Origin of the sequence: Paracoccus sp. UBA889 (assembly GCA_002294185.1) — a bacterium.
GTDB lineage: Bacteria > Pseudomonadota > Alphaproteobacteria > Rhodobacterales > Rhodobacteraceae > Paracoccus.
Genome location: DBFD01000045.1, coordinates 37624 through 39164 on the forward strand (window position 1 = coordinate 37624; position 1541 = coordinate 39164).

General features: G+C 63.2%; 1 protein-coding gene. It reads right to left on the minus strand.

Annotation, left to right across the window (positions count from 1 at the left end; all coding sequences use genetic code 11):
* Positions 1-1541: aconitate hydratase AcnA (gene acnA / locus B4L36_RS08015; RefSeq protein ID WP_292955096.1), on the minus strand; the 1541-nt coding region annotated here is incomplete at both ends.

Below are 1541 nucleotides of genomic sequence, written 5' to 3' on the forward strand. Positions count from 1 at the left end.
GTGCCGCGCATCATCACCTCGTGATTGCCCCGGCGCGACCCGTAGCTGTTGAATTCGCGCGGCGGCACCTGCCGTTCGGTCAGGTATTTCCCGGCCGGGGTCGATTCCTTGAACGATCCTGCGGGCGAGATGTGATCGGTGGTGATCATGTCGCCCAGCAGCGCCAGGATGCGGGCACCCTCGATATTCTCGATCTTGCCCGGATCGTTCGACATGCCCTGGAAATAGGGCGGGTTCTGGATATAGGTCGAGCTTGACGGCCAGTCATATGTTTCGCTGTCGGTCACCTCGACGCCACGCCAGCGCTCATCACCCTTGAAGACATCGGCGTATTTGTCGATGAACATCTCGCGCGTGACGATGCTGGCAACCATGTCGGCGACCTCTTTCGTGCTCGGCCACAGATCCTTCAGATAGACATCGTTGCCGTCCTTGTCCTGCCCCAGAGGATCGCGGGTCAGGTCGACATTCATGTCGCCGGCCAGCGCGTAGGCCACGACCAGCGGCGGCGAGGCCAGGTAGTTGGCGCGCACATCGGGGCTGATCCGGCCTTCGAAGTTTCGGTTGCCCGACAGGACCGAGACCGCAATCAGGTCGTTGTCGGCGATGGATTTCGAGATCGCCGGTTCCAGCGGACCGGAATTGCCGATGCAGGTGGTGCAGCCGTAACCCACCAGATCAAAGCCGATGGCGTCCAGATCCTCCTGCAGCCCGGCCGCCTTCAGATATTCGCTGACGACCTGCGAACCGGGGGCCAGCGAGGTCTTGACCCAGGGCTTGCGCGTCAGGCCAAGCTGCCGCGCCTTGCGGGCGACCAGACCCGCGGCCATCATCACCGAGGGGTTCGAGGTATTGGTGCAGGAGGTGATCGAGGCGATCACGATGCTGCCGTCGTGAAGCTTGTAATCCTCGCCCTCGACCGGACCTTCGGAAAAGCCCTGGTGGCGGCCGCCGGGAACATAGCCCGGCTCGCGCGCGCCGCCCTCGGCTTTCCAGGTCTTTTCGGCCTCGCGCGATTCGTCGGGCAAACGGATGCCGCGAACCAGTTTCATGAAGGCATCGGCCGACTGGTCCAGCGGGGTGTGGTCCTGCGGACGCTTGGGGCCCGAAATCGCGGGCACCACATCGGCCAGATCCAGTTCCAGCGTCGAGGAATAGACAGGCTGGTAATCCTTGTCGCGCCACATGCCGTTTTCCTTGGCATAGGCCTCGACCAGCGCGATGCGATCCTTGTCGCGGCCGGTCTGTTCCAGATAGCGCAGGGTCACCTGATCGATCGGGAAGAAACCGCAGGTGGCGCCGTATTCGGGCGCCATGTTGCCGATGGTGGCACGGTCGGCCAGCGGCATGTTGTCCAGCCCGTCACCATAGAATTCGACGAACTTGCCCACGACGCCATGCTTGCGCAGCATCATCGTGACCTTCAGCACCAGGTCGGTCGCGGTGACGCCTTCCCTCATCGCGCCGGTGATCTTGAAGCCCACCACCTCTGGGATCAGCATCGAGATCGGCTGGCCCAGCATCGCGGCCTCGGCCTCGAT